The following is a 20,818-nucleotide window of genomic DNA, read 5'->3' on the forward strand; positions in this document are numbered from 1 at the left end:
GGTTTAGAGTAATCAGGAAGTTTAGCTGTATTTTTAATTATACCTATTGCCTCATGAAAAAGAATTTGACTCTTTTGGTTTTTAAAAATTCTTCTTTTTTAAAAATAAGTATATTCTCTGCTCTGTTTTTAAGTTTAACGGTAAATTCAGAAAGTAAACCAACGAACAAAATTTTAATAAATGAATATACTGGCTCTAAAAATACGGGTAGTCCGGCAAGTTTACCGGTTCCGGCAGTGGCATCCAGTTTAGGAGCCTGGGCTTCGATTGTACCTGGTTCCGGCGCTCCCACGGCGCGCCACGAAGCTAGTTATGTACAAGCAGGTAACAAATTTTATTTAATGGGCGGCCGAAAAATCAAACCCGTGCAGGTATTTGATCTGGTTAAAAAAAACTGGGTTAACAAAGTAAATACCCCCATTGAATTGCACCATTTTCAAGCCATTAGCCTGGACGGTTTAATTTATGTGGTAGGCGCTTTTACGGGTTCTTATCCGCACGAAAAGCCTGTTTCTAACATCTACATTTATAACCCTACTACCAATAAATGGATTACCGGGGCTACAATCCCCTCGGCCCGGCGGCGGGGTTCGGTGGGGGTAGTTGTTTATAACAAGAAAATTTACCTGGTAGGCGGAATTAAAGACGGCCATTGGGCGGGTCATGTAAATTGGTTTGATGAATATAATCCGGCCACGAACACCTGGCGAACTTTACCCAATGCACCCCGGGCCCGCGATCATTTTCAGGCAGCAGTAGTAAATGGCAAATTATATTTGGCTGGTGGCCGGCGTTCTTCCGCGAGCACCAATCAAACGTTTGAGTTAACCGTGCCGCAGGTAGATGTTTTTGAATTTAGCGCGTCTAAATGGACTACCTTACCCAGCAGCAGTAATATTCCTACGCAGCGGGCGGGCACGGCTACCGCCGTTTTGGGCAATGAGTTAATTATTATTGGGGGCGAAAGTGGCTCCCAAACCTCGGCACACAAACACACCGAGGCGCTTAATGTAACTACCAATAAATGGCGCCGCTTAGCTGATTTAAAACAAGGGCGGCACGGCACGCAAGCTATTGTAAATAACAACAACATTTACCTGGCGGCCGGCTGCGGTAACCGTGGTGGTACCCCAGAATTAAATACCCAGGAAGTCTTTTACTTATCTAGCCGGACTGCCCCCACAGGTTCTAATTTAACGCAAAGCAAATTAGCCGCGCCTACCAGTGTAAGTTTTGGTACGGTTACGCTAAATACCACCAGTACCAAAAGCATCACTTTAAGTAATACCACCGGCAACCAAGCCATATTAATCAGTTCGGTAACAAAATCAGGGGCTGGCGCATTTACCGTGAGTGTGCCGTATACGCTGCCTTTTGTACTGGCGCCCGGCAAAAGCGTTACTTTAACCGGTAAATTTAAGCCCGGTATAACCGGCAGCCAAACGGCCAGTGTGGTTATCAAACATTCCGGACAGGGGGGAAGTACAACCATTGCGATGAGCGGATCGGGGGTTAAAGCAGCCACGAGAAATGCCGACACCGAAAATTCGGCCGAAATAGCTTTTAATAATCAAATGGTAGCCGTTTACCCGAACCCGGTTTTAAATGGTCAATTTACCGTAAACTTGCCCGAAGGCTTAACCGGTGAAGTGCCTTATTCTTTGGTAAACCAATCAGGTACTATTCTGTTATCCGATAAACTAAACTTACCTGCCGCTACCCATAGTTTACCCTTTAACCTCGCAAACCGTAATTTAAATTCTGGTTTATATTACCTGCAAATAACCCAAGGTACGCAGCGGTATGTGGTAAAAATAATGCTGGAAAAGTAAAAATTTTAAAATTTTGATTGCATAAAAAAAGGAGCCAGTACTTTATACCGGCTCCTTTTTATTTTGATTTTTTTAAATTAAACGTTAAAGCGGAAGTGCATAATGTCGCCGTCCTGCACCACGTATTCTTTACCTTCTACGGCCATTTTACCGGCTTCTTTTATCTTGGTTTCGGTTTTATATTCCTGATAGTCGGGTAGTTTAATTACTTCGGCCCGGATAAAACCTTTTTCAAAATCGGAGTGAATTACGCCGGCCGCCTGGGGTGCTTTCCAACCTTTTTGAATCGTCCAGGCTCGTACTTCTTTTACTCCGGCGGTAAAGTAAGTTATCAGGTTAAGTAAGCTATACGAAGCCCGGATTAACTGATTTAAACCCGATTCTTTTAAGCCGTACTCTTCTAAAAACATGGCTTTTTCTTCCGGATCGGTTAATTCGGCAATTTGCGCTTCAATGGCCGCCGAAATAACTACTACCTGGGCGTTTTCGTCTTTTACGTGTTCTTTTAAAGCCTCAATGTATTGGTTGCCGGTGTTAATCGAGGCTTCGTCTACGTTAGCTACGTAAACCACGGGTTTTAAAGTAAGCAATTGTAAATCTTCTACGGCTTCCAGGTCTTCGTCAGAAGCGGTGTACGAACGGGCGTTTTTGCCACTTTCCAGGTGCGCTTTAAAAGCTTGCAACGAAGCTAATTCTTTTTTGGCTTTGGCGTCGCCGGCTTTGGCGGTGCGCTCTACTTTACCAATTTTCTTATCAATAGATTCCAGGTCTTTTAGTTGCAGCTCGGTATCAATTACATCTTTATCAAAAACCGGATCTACCCCGCCTGCCACGTGTACAATGTTGGGGTCGTCGAAGCAGCGCACCACGTGAATAATGGCATCTACTTCCCGGATATTAGCTAAAAATTTATTGCCTAAGCCTTCGCCTTTGCTGGCGCCTTTTACCAAGCCCGCTATATCCACAAATTCAATAATGGTGGGCAATACCCGCTCCGGATGCACCAGTTCTTCTAAAATCTGTAAGCGCTCGTCTGGTACGGTTACCACCCCCACGTTGGGTTCAATGGTACAAAAAGGATAATTAGCCGACTCTGCCTTGGCGCTGGATATGGCATTAAACAAAGTAGATTTACCCACATTAGGTAAGCCTACAATTCCGCAACGTAAACCCATGAAATATTTAAAAAATGATTTGTTTTAATAATACGTTAATGCCTGAACAAGTAAAGCCTGAGGTAAATTGTGCCCGTACTTTATTCTGATTCTTGTTTTTAGCAATTCGGGCGCAAATATAGCCACAAAAACAATAGCATGCGTTATTCCGGTCCGGTCAACTTGCCGCCAGAGTCGGGCACACCTGTAACCATCCGGAAAAAGGAGCAGGTTAGATATAAAAAGGTGCGGATTTTTAAGTTAAAAACAAGAAGGCCAGCACCAGAAAACCAAGGGCATACAGGCTATACACTTTTTTATCGCCGGAAGTAAAGATTCCCACTGCGGCCAGCACAAAAGCCACTACCGTTTGAAAACCCGCAATCCGGAAAAGCGCGCCGCTTATTAATTTATTATCTTGCTCCCGATTTATAAAAGCAGTATCCAATTCGGGGTCGTTAATGTATTCCCAGCCTCGTTTATTAATTACCGCTGCTTTTTCTTTTTGAATCTGGCTTTTAGTGGCCGGATAAATCACGAACCGGTACGTTAAACATAGCACACTGAGTACCCCGAACAAAATAAAAGGCCCTTTAATTAAACGCAGCGGATTTTTAAAAATTAATACCAAAGCAACGTTTAACAGCAAAAGTACTAACAGTACGATTTTAAGATTAGTAAGATAAAGAGCCATTAGAATGTGAAATTAGAAGCATACTTTGCCGGTAATATTAATAGTAAGGCTCGCAAAAAAAACTGGCAGGCGGTTAGCAGCAGCCGATTTTTTTTGCCAGGTAAAAAATAAAAAATTTAAAAAACAGGGTAAAAGGAGTGGGGTTAAAATAAAAAAGCCCACGCAAAGCATGAGCCTCATCGAAGATGAAAATACGGCCTGACTTAAAGTAATCCTATTCCCACTTCAACTCGTCGTCGAGTGTGGCAGGTTCGGTTGCCTGCTTTTCCAGTTCCGCCAGGATGTCCTCGGTGAGGAGTTCTGTTTTTACGTGGTCGATAGTACTTTGTAAGGCCTCCACAAACTTGGCAAAATCTTCTTTGTAAAGAAAAATCTTGTGTTTTTCGTACGAATACGTGTCGTCCTTAAATTTACGTTTACTTTCCGTGATGGTGAGATAAAAATCGTTGGAACGAGTAGATTTCACATCAAAGAAATACGTCCTTTTCCCTGCTCTTATTCGTTGCGAATAAATTTCAGCTTTTTCGTTGTTCTCTTCCACTTTTCTCTATTTTCTGTTGTTGGATATAAGGCTAAAGTAATATATTGTTATGATTTATAAAAATTTTCAAAGTTAATTTTAGATTGTTTTTGTAAATATACCGGCGGTTGTCCGTACACAAGTAATTATCCGGGCCAGATTTCGTTGTAAATCAGCCGGATTTTTAAAAAAACTACCGTGCTCCGGTTAAAAAATGCTTAACGAAACTTATTGATGAAGAATACGCCTACCATTGACCTGGCTGCCATCCGGCGGTTTGAGAATCTGGAGTTTTTAGCCAAGCAGTTAGTAGCTGGTTTTATTACGGGCTTACATCAATCGCCTTACCACGGGTTTTCGGTGGAGTTTTCGGAACATCGGTTATACAATAGTGGCGAAAGTACCCGCCACATAGATTGGAAAGTTTTTGCCCGCACCGATAAATTATTTGTAAAACGCTACGAAGAAGAAACAAACCTGCGCTGCCATTTGCTGCTGGATGTATCGCCATCGATGTATTACCCCGTGGAAACTTACGGGAAAGTAGCTTTTAGCGCCCTAAGTGCTGCCGCTCTGGCCGTAATGTTGCAAAAACAGCGCGATGCAGTAGGTTTAGTTACTTTCTCCGACAAAATTTTATTACAAACGCCGGTTAAATCCACGAGTACGCATTTACACACGTTGCTCCTGAACCTGCAACAGGTTTTGAGTCAGCCTACCACAACCAAAACCACCGAAACGGCTACGGTTATTCACCAGATTGCCCAGCAAATTCCGAAACGTTCGTTGGTAATCATCTTTAGCGATATGTTGGGTAGGGATAACGATACAACCTCGGTGTTTGCGGCTTTGCAGCACTTAAAACACCAAAACCACGAAGTTTTGTTGTTTCATGTAATGGATAAACGCACCGAAGAACAATTTGATTTTGCCGAACGCCCGTACATTTTTGTGGATGTAGAAACCGGGGAAGAAGTAAAACTACAACCTTCGCAGGTGAAAGCCCAGTACCAGGCAGCTATTAATCAGTTTAAACAAGAACTAGCGTTAAAGTGCGGTCAGTATAAAATAGATTTTATTCCGGTAGATATTTCCGAACCCTTCGATAAAGTGCTACAATCGTACCTGATTAAAAGAGCGAAAGTGAGATAAAGGTTGCAGATTACAAGTTGCAGGTTGGAAAGTTGGAAATTACGAGGTTAATTAATTATTGATAGAATCCGCAACAATTTTCCAATAAAATAAAAAAGTAAAAATTTAAATTTATAACCTTTCAACCTGCAACTTATAACCTGCAACTTTCCAACCTGCAACTCAGATGTCCAGCGATTTCCAGAGGTATTTGCAGGCGATGGTGCGGTAGGGGCGCCAGTTTTCGGCAATTTCGCGGATTTTGGCTTGAAGGACTTTTCCGGTTAAATCCAGGTTGTAGGCTTTTTTTATGGCATTTTGAATGCCTAAATCTAATACCGGCAAAACGTCTGGCCGGTCTAGGGCAAACATCAAAATCATCTCCACAGTCCAGCGGCCTACTCCTTTAATCTGGGTTAAGTGCGCGATGAGGGCTTCATCATCTAAGCTATTAATATATTCATGTTCCAGTTGGCCGGTATCTTTAAAAGCGGCTACGTTGCGGATGTAGTTTAATTTCTGGTACGATAATCCTACGCCCCGCAAAGTTTCGTCGGGCGTGATTTTTAAAATTTCCGGATCAGGGTATTGGTTGGGAAACAAATTAAGAAAACGATTTTTAATTACCGCGGCTACTTTGGTTGATAACTGTTGGCTAATAATCGAGCTGATTAAACTTAAATAAATATCGGTACGCGGTGCTGGAATAATCTCCGGACATACTGCCATTATTTGTACCAGCACCGGATCTTGGTTTAAGACATTCCGCCATTCCTGATTTTGGTTCATATTACCTGCCCGAATTTTAAAATTTTAAGTTTTTCAGTACCTGTACCGTATGGTCCAGCATAGCCGAAGTAAAATCCAGGTGCGTAACCAAGCGAATGGTTTGCGGGCCAAAATCCAAAGCCAGGATATGCTGAGCAGCTAACTCCCGCAAAAATTGTTCTTCGCTTACCCCATCTACTAACCGGAAAATAACAATATTGGTATCTACGGGCTGCAGGGTTTGTACAAAAGAACATTCCTGTAAAACATCAGCTAAAATCCGGGCTTTGGCGTGATCTTCGGCTAAGCGGTTTATGTGGTTATCGAGCGCGTAGATGCCGGCAGCGGCTAAATAGCCGGCCTGGCGCATGCCGCCCCCAAATACTTTGCGAATGCGCCGGGATTTGTGAATAAACGATTTGCTGCCCAATAAAACCGAACCAACCGGCGTGCCTAAACCTTTAGATAAACAAACCGAAATGCTGTCGAAGTATTCGCCGTAGGGGAGCGGCGATTCCTGAGCGGCTACCAAGGCGTTAAAAACCCGGGCGCCATCTAAATGCAAAACTAAATGGTTTTGCCGGCAAACTTCCGAGATAGCCATTATTTCGGGTAAAGTATAATAAGAACCACCGCCTTTGTTCGAGGTGTTTTCTAAAGCTACCAACTTAGATAAAGGGTAATGAATGTTATTGGGCCGAATGCCCGTCCGGATTAAATCCGGCGTAATTTTTCCGCGTTCGCCGTGCAGCAAATAAACCGAGGCTCCCGAGTTGGCAGCAATGCCGCCACCTTCGTACTGGTAAATGTGCGAAGTATAATCGCAAATAACTTCCGATAAAGGTTCGGTATGGGCTTTAATGGCAATCTGGTTGGTCATGGTGCCTGAAGGGCAGAAGAGGCCAGCCTCTAACCCAAACAGGGCCGCCGCTTTTTCTTCCAAGGCATTCACAGTTGGGTCTTCCCCAAAAACATCATCACCTACCGGGGCGGCAAACATGGCCTGCAGCATTTTGGGAGTGGGTCGGGTAACGGTATCGCTACGTAAATCAGTTACTATCATAAATAAAGGTGCGGAGTTCTAGCTTAATTAGGTAAAAAGTTATTTTAAGAGCCGAATTTTTAAAAATAGAGTAGGTTTACAAGTTCTTTTAGCAGCTCCTTTTTAGAAATTTTTGAGATTGTAAAAATAATAACTTACTTTTGCGTTTCAATTTTAAAATTAGAAAGATGGCAGTTACCAGACTTAAAAGAAAAGATCGTAAGAATAAAGCAAGAGCGAACAACAGACAGCGGGTAATTAAACAATTATTAACTACCCCGGTAATTAAGAACGTGGATGTAGAAGCTTTAAAAGCATCGTTCACTAACAATGCAGCAGCAACTCCTGCGCCAGCAGCTACTGCCGCTCCGGAAACCGCTGCTGAATAAATAACCTTGCGTTAACTTTAACGCTAAAAAGTTAACTGCCGTCGGCTTAAGGTTATATTATACTTGAAGAAATTAGAAGAAGTGTATCTGGCTAAACAGGTACACTTTTTTGTTTTTAAGCGCGTTTGCCTAATTCTATAACTTTTAAATCGCTTATTTTTCCGGCGCTAATTTCAAAAGTTACCAGGGTGCGCACTTTATGAAAGCCGTGTTTGCCGGCTGCTCCGGGGTTAATGTGGAGCAAATGATGGATTTTATCCGGCATTACTTTTAAAATGTGGGAGTGACCGCAAATAAACAGTTGCGGTGGCTTGGCCTGAATCTCTGCCCGAACATCCGGACTGTATCTGCCCGGATAACCGCCAATATGCGTCATCAAAACATCTAAACCAGCGCAGGTAAAACGCAAATTTTTAGGATGCACGGCCCGAATCGAAGAGTCATCGATATTTCCGTAAACGCCCCGCAAAGGTTTTACCGCTGCCAACGTTTCCGACACAGCTAAGCTACCAAAATCACCGGCATGCCAGATTTCATCGCAAGTACTTAGATGCCGGATAATGTGGTCATCTAAATAGCTGTGCGTATCCGAAAGCAAACCGATTTTCATGAAGTTGAGGGTTGGAAGGTTTTAAAGTTGAAAGGTTTAAAAGTTAGAAATTTTAAATTTTTTAATTTTTACTTTTTTATTCTTACTCAGAACAAGTCAGACCTAAACGAGAGAAATCGCTACGTATTCTCTTGTTAACTTTTCAACCTTTCAACTTTAAAACCTTCCAACTATTTAACCATTTAACTTCCCCCAGGTTTCAGGAGTTTTGCGCCAATCCGAGAGGGTTTGCAGCGCACTGGCCGAAATGTATCCTTGTTCTAAAGCAATGCCGAGCAAATTTTGATAGTTGCTTAAGGTGTAGTAAGGAATTTGGGCTTGTTCAAAATTTTTGGTGGCTTGTTCAAAGCCATAGGTAAATATGGCGGCCATGCCAATTACTTCGCCGCCGGCTTCCTGCACGGCTTTAGCCGCTTTTAAAGAACTGCCACCCGTAGATATTAGATCTTCAATCATTACTACTTTTTGGCCTTCTTTAAACTTGCCTTCAATTTGGTTGCCCATGCCGTGGCTTTTGGGTTCTGGCCTCACATAAATATAAGGCAGCTCCAGCACATCGGCTACCAGGGCACCCTGGGCAATACCGGCCGTTGCAACCCCGGCAATTACTTCCACGTTGGGGAAGTATTCGGTAACCAGTTCGGCTAAGCGTTTTTTTATAAAAGTACGGATTAAAGGATACGAAAGCGTAACCCGATTATCGCAGTAAATAGGCGAGTTCCAGCCAGAGCTCCAGGTAAACGGGCTATCCGGACGAAGTTTAACAGCTTCGGTTTCGAGCAGGAACGAAGCTACTTTTAGGGCAGTTTCAGACTTTTGCATGAGCGAAATTACGCAATATTTTTTCAGTATTTTTACGGGCGCTTGTTTTTGTTTCCGGATTATTATTTATTGATTTGTAAAACCAATATCCACTCCCAGCTAAAACTTTCTCGATGAACGTTTTTATTAACGATATCCCCCTGATTATCAAAAGAACCAGTGAGAAGGTATTTAAACACCATTATGACTTGATTCTGGAAGAAGGCGCTTCTTTTAATTCAAAAGATTTGGTGGGCGATGTATTAATCCGGAACGTAAGCGATGCCACCATTGACCGGATGGTACGCTTGATGGAAGTTAAAAAATTAAAAAAACTAAATTCGCTTACCTTAATCACCGATAAAAAGAACCGCTTAATCCGGCATTTAAAAGATCAGTTTAAAATTGTTAAAGCTGCCGGCGGTTTAGTGGTAAAAGAAGGCAAAATTTTAATGATTCATCGGCTGGGCATGTGGGATTTACCTAAGGGTAAGTTAAAAAAGACCGAAGATGACCGGGAAGGGGCTATGCGGGAAGTAGAAGAAGAATGCAACATAAAGGTAGAAACCATTGATAAATTGCCGAAAACCTGGCATTCTTACGCGTATAAAGGCAATAAAATTTTAAAAAAAACCAGTTGGTTTTTAATGAACTGCCTCGACGATTCGATGATGAAACCCCAGGCCGAAGAATTTATTGAGGAAGTGCGATTCATGACACCGGAAGAAGTAGAAGCCGTGTTACCCGAAGCTTATGCTTCTATTGCTTTTGTGGTGCATTATTATTTACGCGCCGCTAAATCCGGAATGGTATAAAGGCATCTACGTTACCCCCGTAGCTGTGTATTTCCCGGATAATAGACGAACTAATAGCCGCTAAATGAGGTGAAGTAATTAAAAATACGGTTTCTAAACCGGGGTTTACGTGCCGGTTGGCTTGGGCAATGGTGTTTTCGTACTCAAAATCGGTGGTGTTACGTAATCCGCGAAGTAAAAAACGTGCTCCTACTTCCTGCGCAAAATTGGCTGTTAAACCTTTATAAGCTTGCACCTTAATCCGGGAATCCTCCCGGAACAATTCCGCAATAATGGCAGTCATTTTGTCGACGGGCATGTACCGCTGCTTGGTACTGTTGTTCCCGATGGCAATAATCAGCTCGTCGAATAAATTGGCGCCCCGCTGTACTACATCTAAATGCCCGTTGGTAAACGGATCAAATGATCCGGGAAAAATAGCAATGCGTTTCATGCTTCAAATTTTTAATTTTTAAGCGGCTAGTTGTTTCGCAAAACAAGGTAACAAGGTTTCGCAGAATTTAAGGAGCAGATTATTCGCCATAATGCAGGCTGAAAACTTCCAGGTAGCGATGGTCAAATTGTTCTTCAAATTTGTAACTGTAGGAAAGCCCCGAAGGTTTTTTGCCCATTTGCAGGTTCCGAACGTATTTGCGCATCATATCAAACAGGTCCGAATCGTGTAATACATCGCCCCAAATGGTTACCGGGTCTTGATCCGGATTTAATTCGTGTTCCTGCATCACAAAAATTAAAAAATAAATAAAGTCTTCCGGGGTAGCATAATAAAATACGTTGCCAAATTCCAGTTGATTGTTCTTGATGATAATCAACGTGAGATAATCTTGCTCTACATAGGCGTATAATCTTTTTTGGGCGCTACGTTCAGTAATGTGCAGCAAAGTTTCTATAAAAGCGCTAACCTGGTGCCGAATCTGAATAATATCCGGCGGAAAAGTGGCTTGCAGGAACGTGGGCAAATATTGGTCGGTAGCAAAAATAGTTACCATGTCTAGACTGGGATGTTGGTAAGAATAAACCCGGTCGTGAAATTCGTCGATTTCGGAGTGTAACTTCAGGTATTCCTCCGCTGCTTCAGCCTGGTACAAGGTGCCGGGCAAAAAAGTAAATTTTTGATTTTTTATTCCTACCCGTACCTGGTGCCACTTTACAGTACTTAAAAAAGCGTGCTCCAAAATAATTTCCCGCAATTGCCTTACTAATTGCAAGGGGTTAAAAGTTTTGGTAAGGGTATAATCTTCCAGCAATAAAAATTTATGCCGGATATTATCTTCTACGCCAAACCGGATGGTGTACTTGCTTAAAGTAATGTAGAGGTTGTACACGTCGGCATTTACCACCGAGAAAGATTCGTCAATGAGTTGGGTAAATAGCCGGTGGTTTTTAGTTTCGGTAGCCAAAATAAGAAAACGCTTAATTAGTGGTTAAACAAAGATAAGGCGCAGGTTGCTTAAGTTCCTAATGGTGGTTTAGATTACAAAATGCTGCTGAAAAACTCTTTGTTATACAAATCTTCCAGGTTTTGAAGGTGGTGCAGGCAGTGGTGTAACTGGTTTTGGGGTATTTGCCGGATGTCGGTTAAGCTTTTAAAAACAACTTTGGTAATTAATTGATTGTCCGGGGTAAACTCCGGGTCGTAGCCGGTGATTAATGTTCCCCCAATTACGTTTACTTTAAAAAATATTTCCAGGGCGTGGAGCGGCAAGCCAATAAACTCATGCACAAATAAGAATTTCTCTACTTCTACCTTTAAATTAGTTTCTTCTGCAATCTCCCGGATTAAACCTAACTGTAAAGATTCACCGTAATTTACGCCCCCCCCCGGAGGCGACCACAAACCTTCTTTATTTTGCCCGAAGGGCTTATGCCGCACCAGCAAAAGTTGGTTGTCTTGCTGGCAAATACCGCATACCCGCACCCGCAATTTACCTGAGTAAGATGGCGCTGCTATGTCCGTTTCCATTTTTAAATTTATATTTTTTAAATTTTTAATTTTGTACCGGTTATTTTAAACGGCGGAAATTAACTAGAATTTAAAAAATTAGCACTTCCCGGTAGCTTGGCTTAATTTTACAAAATGATAAAACATATAAGTTTGAATAACTTAAAATTAAAAGCAGATGGGGTGGTGCTTCTCCATTACACGAAACTTTTCGGGAAAATGGGGATGTTTAAACTTAGCAGCAACCTGATTTTGTTGGCTGCGGTTAAACCCTTATACTTAAATTTAAATTTTAAAAAATAATGCGTCCGGAAGAAGCTTTACTTAAAAACTTTCCGTTCGAACCAACCACTGATCAAGCGCAACTATTTAAAAAATTAGAATCTTTTATTTTAAGCCGCACGAACAGTAAAGAAGTATTTTTACTTAAAGGATTTGCGGGTACCGGTAAAACTACGGTTTTAACCTCGCTGGTAAAAATTTTAAATACTTTTGGTTATAAATACGTGTTACTCGCCCCCACGGGCCGGGCGGCTAAGGTAATGTCGTCGTACTCCAAAAAGCAGGCTTCTACCATTCATAAAAAGATATATCGCCAGAAAAATAATCCTTATTCCGAAGGGCTGTCCTTTACCCGGCAACCTAATAAGTTAAACAACACCGTATTTATCGTGGATGAGGCTTCCATGATTTCGGACGAAAAAGCTTTTGGCGATAGCGGCTTACTGCAGGATTTGTTGGGTTATGTGTTTGAAGGAAATAACAATAAATTGTTGTTAATTGGCGATACCGCCCAGTTACCGCCCGTAAACCAGGCGCTTAGCCCTTCGTTAGATGCAGCTTATCTTAAATCTAATTTCCGGTGCGAGGTATACGAGATAGAATTGCGCCAGGTAATGCGGCAGGCCCAGCAATCGGGTATTTTAATGAATGCCACCAGTTTACGCGAACAATTGCGCCAACCCGAGCCGCAATTAAAAATGCGCACTCGCCCGTACAAAGATCTGTACCGCATGAGCGGCGAAAAGCTGGAAGACGGCTTGCGGTACGCGTACGATAAATTTGGCGTTGAAAATACTACGGTAATCTGCCGTTCTAACAAAAATGCCAATTTGTATAACCAGCACATCCGGCGGCAAATATTTTTTTCGGAAGACGAAATAGGCGTAAGCGATTATTTAATGATTGTGCGCAACAATTACTATTGGCTGGATAAAGATTCGCAAATTGGTTTTATGGCCAACGGCGACTTTGTAGAAGTAACTAAAATTATTCGCTACGAAGACATGTACGGTTTCCGTTTTGCCGATGTCCGGATTCGGTTTGTGGATTACCCCACGGAAGAAGAGCTGGAAGTAAAAATTATGCTGGATACCTTATACACCGAAGCACCCGCTTTACCGCAAGATAAAAGTAAACAGTTGTACCAGGAAGTACTCAAAGATTATTCAGATTTAGGTACCAAACGCGAACGCAGCCAGCAATTAAAAAAGAATCCGTACTTAAATGCATTGCAGGTGAAATTTGCCTATGCTCTTACCTGCCATAAAGCCCAGGGTGGGCAGTGGGATGCCGTTTTTGTAGATCATGGGTATTTAAAAGAAGAGATTACCGGCACTGATTTTGCAAGATGGTTGTACACGGCCGTAACACGAGCTGCTACTGAGTTATACCTGGTAAATTTTAATCAGCAACTATTTGGCGATTAAGCGTATAAATTTATTAGGTTTGAAACTATAAATGTATATTTTTGTTTTATATTCAACTTACTCAATCAATTCATTCAAACATGAAAAAATTAGTTTATTTGGCATTAAGCTTAACCTTAGGCGTTTCTGTGGCTAATGCCCAAACTGCTCCTTCGGCTTCTGCCAGCAAAGTAGTTACCAACGGTCCGGCCATTACTTTTGCTGAAACTAAACACGACTTTGGCAACATCAAACAAGGCGATGTGGTAGAATATACCTTTAATTTTAAAAATACCGGTAATCAACCACTCTTAATCTCAGACGTAGGCGTAACCTGCGGCTGTACCGCTACCGACTATACCAAAGAGCCTGTTGCTCCGGGTAAATCAGGTTACGTAAAAGCTAAATTTAATTCGGCTTACAAATCAGGTATGCAAAACAAAATCATTACCGTTAAATCTAACGCAGCTGCCGGCGATGCGCAAGTGGCCATTATAACCAACGTAATTGTTCCTACCGAAGCTTCGGCTAAACCCGCTGATGCAAAAAAGAACTAATTAAATTAATGAATTGATTTCAGCCGAGTTTTATAGCTGATTCTATTAGTATTATTGATAATACATGTAAAGGTCCTGGGTTTAAAACCAGGACCTTTTTTTTATTTTTAAATTTTTTTGTTTTTAGCTGGGTTCTTCGTTATCCCCAGGGCTAGAAATAACCAACCAGCTATTAACAAGGCCCCGCCAAGTGGGGCAACTGCCCCAAATTTAGTTACGCCGCTCAAACTCAACGTATACAACGATCCGGAAAACACGATGGTGCCTAGTAAAAAAGCTAAACTTGCCCGGTTAAAAAGCGGATGGAACCAATGAAACTGCAGCAAGCCGGTTAAAAAAAGCGCCAAGGTATGGTACATCTGGTATTTTACCGCGGTTTCAAAGGTGTCAAGTCGGCCGGCGGCTTCTAAAGCCGGACGTAAGGCGTGCGCGCCAAATGCACCAATCGTAACCGTTAGAGCGCCCAGTATGGCCGCTGTTATTAAACTTTGTTTTTGATTCATAATTATACCAAGTAATTTCTGGCCCCAAAGATAGAAGAACCAACCCGAATCATGGTGCTTCCTTCGGCAATTGCCAGTTCAAAGTCCGAACTCATACCCATCGAAATTTCTTTAAACTCCGGGCTGTTAGAGAAGTAAGTTTCTTTAAAGCTGGTAAATGTATTTTTTAAAAATTTAAATTCCCGTTGGAGCTGGCCTTCGGAATCGGTGTTGGTGGCAATGCCCATTACTCCGGTAATTTTAACATTGTGTAACGTTGGGAACGTGGGCGATTCCAGCAATTCCCGGGCTTCAATAATCGAAAGCCCAAACTTGGTTTCTTCCTGGGCAATGTAAATTTGCAGTAGGCCGTTAATAGTCCGATTATTTTTTTCGGCTTGTTTGTTTATTTCTTCAAGTAGGCGTAAGCTATCTACGGATTGAATGGTGTGCACAAAAGGAGCAATGGATTTTACCTTGTTAGTTTGCAAATGCCCCAACATGTGCCATTCTATGTCCTGAGGCAGAACAGCGGCTTTTTGGGCCATCTCCTGGGCTTTGTTTTCGCCGAAAATTCGCTGCCCGGCATCATAGGCCTGCTGTAAAGCATCGGTGGGCTGGGTTTTAGAAACTGCTACCAGTTTACAATGAGTACCAGCTAGTCTTTGCTGAAACTTCCGGATATTTTCTTCTATGTTCATGAATTTAGTTGCAGGTTACAGGTTGCAAGTTACAAGTTGTAAAGAAAAAGCCGGAACTAGAAACGAGTAATATTCTTCGCCTATAAACGAAATGTTAAAAGATCAATACCTAAAATTTTTAAAATTTTAACTTTTCAACCTTCCAACTTTAAAACTTTTCAACTTTGCAACTAGAATCAATCCTCCAAGGCGTTGGTTAAAAAGGTATTTTTTAAAAAAAGCCATAACAAGAGAAAGGCCACGGCCCATTTCAGATAGATATCGTAATAGTCTTTGGTATTCCGGAAGCGCAGTTCTTTGATTTCTGATTTTTCGAGTAAGTTAATTTTACTGAATATTTGCTGTAAAGTATTTACGGTGGTAGCCCGGAAGAACTGGCCATTGGCTACCTGGGCAATTTCGCGGAGGTTGGTTTCATCGAGGCGGGTGTTTACGTAGGTAACTTCGCCTTTCTCGTTAGTACCGTAGGGTACCTGGCCATCTTCGCCTACGCCAATGGTATAAATCCGGATGTTGTAAGCCTGGGCTAATTGAGCAGCAACGGTAGGTTCAATGTTGCCCCCTGTGTTTTCCCCATCGCTGATTAAGATGCATACTTTAGACTTAGCCGTAGATTCGCGCATGCGGTTTATGGCTACTCCTAAGGCGCTGCCGATGGCGGTGCCGTCGTTGGGAATCATTTTAAAATGGATGCCTGTAATGGTTTCGCGCAGCAAATCATAATCGGTAGTAAGTGGGGCTAAAGAATACGCATCGCCGGCAAATACCACCAAGCCAATCCGGTCCTGAAAACGGCCTTGAATAAAACGCAGCGCAACTCCTTTAGCAGCCTCTAACCGATTGGGTTTAAAATCTTTCAGCTCCATCGAACCCGAAGTATCTAGTACCAGCATAATATCAATGCCTTCGGAGGTTTGTTCTATAATTTCGTTGGTGCGCTGGGGCCGGGCTAAAGCAACCATCACCAGTAAAGCAAAGGCGGTAAATACTACGTCGGGGATGTACCGCAAAATAGAAGTCCAATGCCACCGGGCTTTGCCCTCGAAAAAAGCAATATCTAATTTCTTACGGAACCGCAGGGCGAGGAGCCAACGCAGTAAAAAACAAAAAGGCACTACCGGTAACAAGTACAAGTACAACGGATTGATCCACTCAAAAGATTTTAAAGTGGCATAACTAAACCAATCCACATTAAACCATTCAAAAGCATTATCGGGCAACGGCAACATAACGCGTTTGGTTTTTTATAAATTCGTACCTACGGTCGGCAAAATGGTGCAGTAAGTAAAAAGCCACAATGGTTTCCGACGATTCATCCGACAGCATATTGCCATATATAGCTTTATCAAATAACTTTAAGGCAGTGGTAACGTCTTCGTCTTCGCCGTAAAATTGGGCAATTTCTTTGGTAGTAAACGAATTAATGGCGCTGCCTTCTAAACGGGTCAGGTAATTTTTCCAGAGGGTAATGGCTTTCTCGATATTTTCTAAGGATTGAACACGGTTAAACCGTTCGATGTGGGTATTGTACCGGCTTACAAAGGCATTATGATCGTTTTTGAGTTTATACAAATTAAAATTAATGATAATTCGTCGGCCAAAGATTCCCCAAACTCCTAAAGCTAATAACAAAATTACCCCGAGCGCCACAAAAGCATATGGATAATTAAAGTGGGGATTTACCGGAATTAACTGCGTATTAGCTTTTAGCATTAAAGAGTCGGATGGAAGTAGGGTAACTAATTCCTGTAAAAAAATACTATCGGGAGCTGGTTTAAGTGGTTGCGTGGTACCGTTCTGCAGGATTAATACGGGTATTTGCAGTCGCTGTACTTTACCTAAATCAAAAGTGCGTAAGGTGTAGATAACGCTGTCGGTACTAATGTTTCCGCGGGTGCGGGTAGGGTAATAGGTTTTAGAAACAAACTCAAATGGTGCGTACGAAAAAGTGGAATCGGGTAAGATAATTTCTTGGTTGGGCACATGCTTGTAACACAGCATGTATCTTACCGGCTGCCCTATTTTTACCGAATCCTGAAGAAAATTGCCAACAGGCAAATCCACGGCAGAATTAACCGGCAGAATAGATGTTAAAAGAAAAAAGAAGAATAACTGAATTTTTTTAAACACTTTTCCGCATTAAATTTCTTAACCGAAACAGGTTTACCAATTGCGGCACGTAATCATCCGAAGTATCGATGGTGAGATAATTGGCTTGGTATTTCCGGCAAATTTTAGCAATTTTTTCTTGATTATCGGCGTAAGTAGTTAAATAACTGTGCTGAAAAGAAGTAGATGACGTATTAACCCAAATGGTTTTACCGGTTTCTTTGTCCAACAAGGGAATAATGCCTAATGCCGGAAAATCTATTTCGCGCTTATCCACTAACTGAATAACCACTAAATCGTGCTTTTTTGCCAGCATGGTTAATTCGCGCTCGTAATTCTGATCAATAAAATCCGAAATTAAAACAATAATGCTGCGGCGTTTAATAATGCTTAATGCCAGCTTAATACCGGCGGCCAGGTTCGTACGCAGCGATTTTGCTTTTAATTCAAAAACGGATTTTATAATGGTAAAAGCATGCTCAATACCTAAACCGGGTTTAATGTATTTTTCTTTTTGGTCCGAAACGCAAACGATGCCAATCTGGCTGCTTTGCTTAGCGGCCACTAAAGCCAGAATGCCGCAAATTTCTTTGCCAATATCTATTTTTTGCTGGCCGGCCGCGCCAATGGCCTGCGAAGCGCTTACGTCCAGAATTAAAAAAACCGATTGTTCTTTTTCTTCTTTGTAGGTTTTAACAAAAGTACCGTGGCCTTTGGCGGTAACGTTCCAATCAATAGCCCGTACATCATCGCCGTATTGGTAGGAGCGCACATCGTCGAACTCCAGCCCGGTACCTTTAAAAACCGAGTGGAAGTTGCCTTGCATTTGGGTATTAATCGCCTTGCGTATCCGAATTTCGTACTTTTGCAGCTTTCTTACCAAATCTTTCATAGTGGCTTACCCGTTAGCTTTAAAATTTAAAATTAGAATTTATTTAATTAATTTTAGTTCGTGAAATCCCTATTTTTAATTTCCCCGCTTTTCTTACTGCTTTCTTGTTCGCCGGCCAGCGAGCCTCAACCGGCTAATTTAATTCCGGAAGAAAAAATGACCCGCATTATGATGGATGTACATCTGGCAGAGGCACAGGTTGAAAATGCTGGCTTGCCGTTAGATTCCGGGGAAGCGGTTTACCGCAAACTGCAACAGCAAATTTTTAAAAAATACCAGGTAAAAGAAACAGACTTTAATACCAGCTACCAGTATTACCTACGCAATTTAAACCTGCTCGACAAAATCTACGAAAAGGTAATCGATAGCCTCACCGTACGAGAAACCCTGCTCAAAGCCCAACCCCCGAAGTAGTGGAGTTGGAAGGTTTATTTGGTTGAAAGGTTGAAAAGTTTAAAAGTTGAAAGGTTAAAACATGAGTTTCAAAATCATGTAAGTAAAGACCTTACGGTAAATTCAGGTAAAATCGAAATTTTTAAATTTTTTATTTCCCAACCATTCAACTATCCAAACTTTACAACCTTCCAACTTTCTAACCTTTTAACTTTCCAACTATTACATCCTACATCAATTTTGCACCATTGGGTACGGGGCTTTGGGGTTGGGCCAAAACAATGTGGCCATTAGCATCTTCAAAACCGGTTATTAACACTTCCGATAAATATTTCCCGATTTGCTTCGGCGGAAAATTAACCACCGCAATTACCTGCTTGCCTATTAACGCTTCTTTTGTGTAATTAACCGTTACCTGCGCGCTCGATTTCTTAATTCCTAACGGACCAAAGTCTACTATTATTTTGTAGGCCGGTTTGCGGGCTTCCGGAAAATCGTTTACCTCTATAATGGTACCTACCCGTAAGGCTACTTTTTCAAAATCATTCCAGTTTATCGTTTCCATAGTACTTTATAATTGGCGCAGGTTAGTAACTAAACCTATTTATGGTCGTAATCAAATCAAACCAGTTTTTTAACTATTATAATGAGTATAGCTTCTGGTTCTTTAATTAAAAACTAGCGCAAAAATATAAAACTATGAGAATTGATTCTGGCTTTACACAATCTGTTTGGAAACACGGGGTAGATTTGCCTTTTACCACGGCTTTGCAATCCGACTTACAGTGCGATGTGTGCGTAGTGGGAGCAGGCATTTCGGGCTTAACCACTGCCTATTTGCTGGCGCAGGAAGGTAAAACAGTAATTGTGGTAGAGTCTAAAACCATTGGCGGCGGCGAAACTTCCCGTACCACGGCCCATTTATCTAACGCTCTCGACGATCGGTACGAAAAATTAATACAACTGCACGGCGAAAAAAATGCGCGTTTGGCAGCCGAGAGCCACACCGAAGCCATCCGGCGGATTGAGGAAATTTTAAAAAAAGAAAATATCGACTGCGACTTTGAACGCGTAAATGGTTACCTGTTCGTACAACCCAGCGACTCAGAAGATTCTCTGGACAAAGAATTAGACGCTTGCTGGAAGTTAGGTTTTACCGGGGTAACCAAATTAAAAAAATGCCCGGTGCCCAGTTTATCCGAAGGCCCCGTATTGTGTTTTCCGGACCAGGCGCATTTTCATCCCATGAAATATTTGGCCGGTTTAAGCCGGGCCATTCTGGAAAAAGAAGGTTGTTTGATTTTCACAGAAACCCACGTGCAGTCTTTTGATAATACAGGTGGTGTGGTTCGGGTTAAAACAGAATCTGGGCATACCATTACGGGCAACCAGGTAGTAGTGGCTACTAATTCGCCGATTAACGATACCGTTAAAATGCATACCAAGCAAGCACCTTACCGCACCTACGTGGTCGGGGTTAAAATACTCGAAGATGCTATTCCGAATGCGCTTTATTGGGATAACTCCGAACCTTACCATTACATTCGGTTAGTAAAGGACCAACATCCCGATGCTATTCAAGCCGGTCAGGATAAATTCAATGTGTTGATTGTAGGAGGGGAGGATCATAAAACCGGCCAGGAAACTGACGAACGGGAACGGTTGCAATGTTTAGAGCAATGGACCCGCGAAAAATTTCCGATGGCGGGCGAGGTGGTTTACAGTTGGTCGGGGCAGGTGCTGGAGCCGGTAGATTATCTGGCTTACATTGGTAAAAATCCCGGCGATGATAATGTATATATTGCTACCGGTGATTCCGGCCACGGCATGACGCACGGTACCATAGCTGGTATTTTGATAACCGATTTAATTGTAGGTAGGCCAAATGCCTGGGAAAAATTGTATAATCCCGGTCGGGTAACTTTATCTGGGCCATCGGCTTTAGAGTTTATTAAAGAAAATGTGAACGTAGCGGCTCAATATACCGATTGGGTAACTCCCGGAGAAGTAGAAAGTGCCGAGCAGGTCTTACCGGGTACCGGCAGCGTTATTCGGAAAGGAGTAACTAAAGTAGCTGTTTACTGCGACTTAGATGGAGTAAAACACGAACACTCGGCCGTTTGCCCGCACTTGGGCTGCATTGTAAATTGGAACAACGTAGAGAAAAGTTGGGATTGCCCTTGCCACGGATCCCGTTTTGATCCATACGGCAAGGTAGTAACCGGTCCGGCCTTATCGGATTTAGGAAATGCTAAATAGCAAAATTTAAAAATTAAAAAACCGCAGTATTTAGGTCCT

General features: G+C 42.2%; 24 protein-coding genes. 8 read left to right on the forward strand and 16 right to left on the reverse strand.

The window, feature by feature from the left end:
• Positions 1–53: 53 nt before the first annotated feature.
• On the forward strand, positions 54–1,832 hold the full coding sequence (locus HUW51_RS18065; RefSeq protein WP_185271018.1) for a Kelch repeat-containing protein: 1,779 nt from the start codon (positions 54–56) through the stop codon (positions 1,830–1,832).
• A 77-nt stretch (positions 1,833–1,909) separates the two neighbouring features.
• Here HUW51_RS18065 and ychF read toward each other — a convergent pair whose 3' ends face one another.
• The 3 genes from ychF to HUW51_RS18080 form a co-directional block, all read right to left on the reverse strand.
• Positions 1,910–3,007, reverse strand: coding sequence for a redox-regulated ATPase YchF (ychF, locus tag HUW51_RS18070; RefSeq protein ID WP_185271019.1), 1,098 nt, complete (start codon positions 3,005–3,007; stop codon positions 1,910–1,912).
• A 235-nt stretch (positions 3,008–3,242) separates the two neighbouring features.
• Positions 3,243–3,635: a hypothetical protein gene (locus HUW51_RS18075; RefSeq protein ID WP_185271020.1), complete on the reverse strand. Its 393-nt coding sequence runs from the start codon at positions 3,633–3,635 to the stop codon at positions 3,243–3,245.
• A 259-nt stretch (positions 3,636–3,894) separates the two neighbouring features.
• Entirely contained in the window at positions 3,895–4,221 is a 327-nt protein-coding gene (locus HUW51_RS18080; protein ID WP_185271021.1) for a DUF3276 family protein, read from the reverse strand.
• Positions 4,222–4,434: 213 nt separating this feature from the next.
• On the opposite strand from HUW51_RS18080, the gene HUW51_RS18085 reads away from it, so the two are divergent.
• The gene (locus HUW51_RS18085) at positions 4,435–5,352 is read left to right on the forward strand and encodes a DUF58 domain-containing protein (protein WP_185271022.1); all 918 of its coding nucleotides are present in this window, start codon (positions 4,435–4,437) and stop codon (positions 5,350–5,352) included.
• Between the two features lie 162 nt (positions 5,353–5,514).
• Here HUW51_RS18085 and HUW51_RS18090 read toward each other — a convergent pair whose 3' ends face one another.
• Together HUW51_RS18090 and HUW51_RS18095 are read right to left on the reverse strand one after the other, a co-directional pair.
• Positions 5,515–6,120, reverse strand: a complete 606-nt coding sequence (locus tag HUW51_RS18090) for a DNA-3-methyladenine glycosylase family protein (RefSeq protein ID WP_185271023.1) — start codon at positions 6,118–6,120, stop codon at positions 5,515–5,517.
• Between the two features lie 16 nt (positions 6,121–6,136).
• The gene (locus HUW51_RS18095; protein ID WP_185271024.1) at positions 6,137–7,162 is read right to left on the reverse strand and encodes a threonine aldolase family protein; all 1,026 of its coding nucleotides are present in this window, start codon (positions 7,160–7,162) and stop codon (positions 6,137–6,139) included.
• A gap of 167 nt (positions 7,163–7,329) precedes the next feature.
• On the opposite strand from HUW51_RS18095, the gene HUW51_RS18100 reads away from it, so the two are divergent.
• Complete coding sequence (locus HUW51_RS18100; RefSeq protein WP_185271025.1) at positions 7,330–7,530, forward strand: hypothetical protein; 201 nt, start codon at positions 7,330–7,332, stop codon at positions 7,528–7,530.
• 115 nt (positions 7,531–7,645) lie between these two features.
• On the opposite strand, the gene HUW51_RS18105 is transcribed toward HUW51_RS18100, so the two are convergent.
• Together HUW51_RS18105 and pyrE are read right to left on the reverse strand one after the other, a co-directional pair.
• Positions 7,646–8,140, reverse strand: coding sequence for a metallophosphoesterase family protein (locus HUW51_RS18105; RefSeq protein ID WP_185271026.1), 495 nt, complete (start codon positions 8,138–8,140; stop codon positions 7,646–7,648).
• 174 nt (positions 8,141–8,314) lie between these two features.
• Complete coding sequence (gene pyrE / locus HUW51_RS18110; protein ID WP_185271027.1) at positions 8,315–8,962, reverse strand: orotate phosphoribosyltransferase; 648 nt, start codon at positions 8,960–8,962, stop codon at positions 8,315–8,317.
• 113 nt (positions 8,963–9,075) lie between these two features.
• Between pyrE and HUW51_RS18115 the strand changes: the two genes are divergently transcribed.
• Positions 9,076–9,756 (forward strand): NUDIX hydrolase, encoded by a 681-nt coding sequence (locus tag HUW51_RS18115; protein WP_185271028.1) that lies wholly within the window; start codon positions 9,076–9,078, stop codon positions 9,754–9,756.
• On the opposite strand, the gene coaD is transcribed toward HUW51_RS18115, so the two are convergent.
• The 3 genes from coaD to HUW51_RS18130 form a co-directional block, all read right to left on the reverse strand.
• On the reverse strand, positions 9,737–10,189 hold the full coding sequence (gene coaD / locus HUW51_RS18120) for a pantetheine-phosphate adenylyltransferase (protein WP_185271029.1): 453 nt from the start codon (positions 10,187–10,189) through the stop codon (positions 9,737–9,739). The genes HUW51_RS18115 and coaD overlap by 20 nt on opposite strands.
• Before the next feature lie 79 nt (positions 10,190–10,268).
• Positions 10,269–11,156, reverse strand: coding sequence for a DUF3822 family protein (locus tag HUW51_RS18125; protein WP_185271030.1), 888 nt, complete (start codon positions 11,154–11,156; stop codon positions 10,269–10,271).
• A gap of 74 nt (positions 11,157–11,230) precedes the next feature.
• Entirely contained in the window at positions 11,231–11,719 is a 489-nt protein-coding gene (locus HUW51_RS18130) for an NUDIX domain-containing protein (protein ID WP_185271031.1), read from the reverse strand.
• Positions 11,720–12,000: 281 nt separating this feature from the next.
• Between HUW51_RS18130 and HUW51_RS18135 the strand changes: the two genes are divergently transcribed.
• Both HUW51_RS18135 and HUW51_RS18140 read left to right on the forward strand, forming a co-directional pair.
• Positions 12,001–13,407, forward strand: coding sequence for an ATP-dependent DNA helicase (locus HUW51_RS18135; RefSeq protein WP_185271032.1), 1,407 nt, complete (start codon positions 12,001–12,003; stop codon positions 13,405–13,407).
• Between the two features lie 80 nt (positions 13,408–13,487).
• Positions 13,488–13,943, forward strand: coding sequence for a DUF1573 domain-containing protein (locus HUW51_RS18140; RefSeq protein ID WP_185271033.1), 456 nt, complete (start codon positions 13,488–13,490; stop codon positions 13,941–13,943).
• Between the two features lie 107 nt (positions 13,944–14,050).
• On the opposite strand, the gene HUW51_RS18145 is transcribed toward HUW51_RS18140, so the two are convergent.
• The 5 genes from HUW51_RS18145 to HUW51_RS18165 form a co-directional block, all read right to left on the reverse strand.
• A complete protein-coding gene (locus tag HUW51_RS18145) occupies positions 14,051–14,446 on the reverse strand; it encodes a DUF423 domain-containing protein (RefSeq protein ID WP_185271034.1) in 396 nt (131 codons plus the stop codon).
• A gap of 2 nt (positions 14,447–14,448) precedes the next feature.
• The gene (locus tag HUW51_RS18150) at positions 14,449–15,126 is read right to left on the reverse strand and encodes a YggS family pyridoxal phosphate-dependent enzyme (protein WP_185271035.1); all 678 of its coding nucleotides are present in this window, start codon (positions 15,124–15,126) and stop codon (positions 14,449–14,451) included.
• Positions 15,127–15,302: 176 nt separating this feature from the next.
• Complete coding sequence (locus tag HUW51_RS18155; protein WP_185271036.1) at positions 15,303–16,355, reverse strand: vWA domain-containing protein; 1,053 nt, start codon at positions 16,353–16,355, stop codon at positions 15,303–15,305.
• Complete coding sequence (locus HUW51_RS18160) at positions 16,336–17,256, reverse strand: hypothetical protein (RefSeq protein ID WP_185271037.1); 921 nt, start codon at positions 17,254–17,256, stop codon at positions 16,336–16,338. Before HUW51_RS18160 ends, HUW51_RS18155 begins: the two co-directional genes overlap by 20 nt.
• Positions 17,249–18,127: a DUF58 domain-containing protein gene (locus tag HUW51_RS18165; RefSeq protein ID WP_185271038.1), complete on the reverse strand. Its 879-nt coding sequence runs from the start codon at positions 18,125–18,127 to the stop codon at positions 17,249–17,251. The genes HUW51_RS18160 and HUW51_RS18165 overlap by 8 nt, the downstream gene beginning before the upstream one ends.
• A 60-nt stretch (positions 18,128–18,187) precedes the next feature.
• On the opposite strand from HUW51_RS18165, the gene HUW51_RS18170 reads away from it, so the two are divergent.
• Positions 18,188–18,541 (forward strand): DUF4296 domain-containing protein, encoded by a 354-nt coding sequence (locus tag HUW51_RS18170; RefSeq protein WP_185271039.1) that lies wholly within the window; start codon positions 18,188–18,190, stop codon positions 18,539–18,541.
• A gap of 208 nt (positions 18,542–18,749) precedes the next feature.
• Here HUW51_RS18170 and HUW51_RS18175 read toward each other — a convergent pair whose 3' ends face one another.
• Positions 18,750–19,085: a tRNA-binding protein gene (locus HUW51_RS18175; RefSeq protein WP_185271040.1), complete on the reverse strand. Its 336-nt coding sequence runs from the start codon at positions 19,083–19,085 to the stop codon at positions 18,750–18,752.
• A gap of 134 nt (positions 19,086–19,219) precedes the next feature.
• Here HUW51_RS18175 and HUW51_RS18180 point away from each other — a divergent pair, with 134 nt between their 5' ends.
• Positions 19,220–20,779 carry an FAD-dependent oxidoreductase gene (locus tag HUW51_RS18180; RefSeq protein WP_185271041.1) on the forward strand — a complete coding sequence of 520 codons (1,560 nt, stop codon included), beginning with the start codon at positions 19,220–19,222 and terminating at the stop codon, positions 20,777–20,779.
• Positions 20,780–20,818: the final 39 nt, after the last annotated feature.

The sequence above is a fragment of the Adhaeribacter swui genome (genome assembly GCF_014217805.1).
GTDB lineage: Bacteria > Bacteroidota > Bacteroidia > Cytophagales > Hymenobacteraceae > Adhaeribacter > Adhaeribacter swui.

Excerpts from the sequence above, each read along its gene's own strand:
- coaD (WP_185271029.1), bottom strand. The coding sequence starts at position 10,189 with ATGAAACGCATTGCTATTTTTCCCGGATCATTTGATCCGTTTACCAAC.
- pyrE (WP_185271027.1), bottom strand. The coding sequence starts at position 8,962 with ATGCAAAAGTCTGAAACTGCCCTAAAAGTAGCTTCGTTCCTGCTCGAA.
- HUW51_RS18180 (WP_185271041.1), top strand. The coding sequence starts at position 19,220 with ATGAGAATTGATTCTGGCTTTACACAATCTGTTTGGAAACACGGGGTA.
- HUW51_RS18155 (WP_185271036.1), bottom strand. The coding sequence starts at position 16,355 with ATGTTGCCGTTGCCCGATAATGCTTTTGAATGGTTTAATGTGGATTGG.
- HUW51_RS18135 (WP_185271032.1), top strand. The coding sequence starts at position 12,001 with ATGCGTCCGGAAGAAGCTTTACTTAAAAACTTTCCGTTCGAACCAACC.
- HUW51_RS18090 (WP_185271023.1), bottom strand. The coding sequence starts at position 6,120 with ATGAACCAAAATCAGGAATGGCGGAATGTCTTAAACCAAGATCCGGTG.
- HUW51_RS18130 (WP_185271031.1), bottom strand. The coding sequence starts at position 11,719 with ATGGAAACGGACATAGCAGCGCCATCTTACTCAGGTAAATTGCGGGTG.
- ychF (WP_185271019.1), bottom strand. The coding sequence starts at position 3,007 with ATGGGTTTACGTTGCGGAATTGTAGGCTTACCTAATGTGGGTAAATCT.
- HUW51_RS18140 (WP_185271033.1), top strand. The coding sequence starts at position 13,488 with ATGAAAAAATTAGTTTATTTGGCATTAAGCTTAACCTTAGGCGTTTCT.
- HUW51_RS18100 (WP_185271025.1), top strand. The coding sequence starts at position 7,330 with ATGGCAGTTACCAGACTTAAAAGAAAAGATCGTAAGAATAAAGCAAGA.
- HUW51_RS18085 (WP_185271022.1), top strand. The coding sequence starts at position 4,435 with ATGAAGAATACGCCTACCATTGACCTGGCTGCCATCCGGCGGTTTGAG.
- HUW51_RS18165 (WP_185271038.1), bottom strand. The coding sequence starts at position 18,127 with ATGAAAGATTTGGTAAGAAAGCTGCAAAAGTACGAAATTCGGATACGC.
- HUW51_RS18115 (WP_185271028.1), top strand. The coding sequence starts at position 9,076 with ATGAACGTTTTTATTAACGATATCCCCCTGATTATCAAAAGAACCAGT.
- HUW51_RS18150 (WP_185271035.1), bottom strand. The coding sequence starts at position 15,126 with ATGAACATAGAAGAAAATATCCGGAAGTTTCAGCAAAGACTAGCTGGT.
- HUW51_RS18105 (WP_185271026.1), bottom strand. The coding sequence starts at position 8,140 with ATGAAAATCGGTTTGCTTTCGGATACGCACAGCTATTTAGATGACCAC.
- HUW51_RS18175 (WP_185271040.1), bottom strand. The coding sequence starts at position 19,085 with ATGGAAACGATAAACTGGAATGATTTTGAAAAAGTAGCCTTACGGGTA.
- HUW51_RS18145 (WP_185271034.1), bottom strand. The coding sequence starts at position 14,446 with ATGAATCAAAAACAAAGTTTAATAACAGCGGCCATACTGGGCGCTCTA.
- HUW51_RS18065 (WP_185271018.1), top strand. The coding sequence starts at position 54 with ATGAAAAAGAATTTGACTCTTTTGGTTTTTAAAAATTCTTCTTTTTTA.
- HUW51_RS18095 (WP_185271024.1), bottom strand. The coding sequence starts at position 7,162 with ATGATAGTAACTGATTTACGTAGCGATACCGTTACCCGACCCACTCCC.